The following is a 416-nucleotide window of genomic DNA, read 5'->3' on the forward strand; positions in this document are numbered from 1 at the left end:
GTTTTTCTAAGGCTTTTAACGCTTTTTCTTTTGAAACGGGAGGGTCATAGACATCTATCCCCCTTAAGAAGGCAATGCCTGTTAATGCGTCATCTTGGTCTTTAGATAAGTCTGAATTCGGAACAAAATCCAAAATATTATAAATATCTCCTACTCCTCCTTTAAGATCAATTAAATCAAAAATATAAAAAGGTATATTATCAATAGGCATATCTAAGACAACCTTCTCCAACCATAATTTAAATTCTTGCAAATTAATTGCTGCCGATAATAAGCAATATGTTGCAAAACTTAAATCTTGACCTTGCTCCTTCGTAATTTTCCACATAATTATCTTCCTTTATTCATCGCTTCCCAGCCGATATGACCGGTATCATGATGAAAGTCTTCACCAATCAATTGCATCCTTCCTGTAT

The 416-nt window shown here is 34.1% G+C and carries 2 protein-coding genes; both read right to left on the bottom strand.

Annotated elements, in window-relative coordinates:
- A partial coding sequence (locus tag HMPREF2954_RS03655) for a hypothetical protein (RefSeq protein ID WP_070689005.1) occupies positions 1-328 on the bottom strand: 328 nt, incomplete at its 3' end.
- Positions 329-330: 2 nt separating this feature from the next.
- Positions 331-416, bottom strand: an 86-nt coding sequence (locus HMPREF2954_RS12200; RefSeq protein WP_472689445.1) for an HNH endonuclease, incomplete at its 5' end; no start/stop codon positions are given.

It is taken from the genome of Neisseria sp. HMSC067H09 (assembly GCF_001814135.1).
Classification (GTDB): domain Bacteria; phylum Pseudomonadota; class Gammaproteobacteria; order Burkholderiales; family Neisseriaceae; genus Neisseria.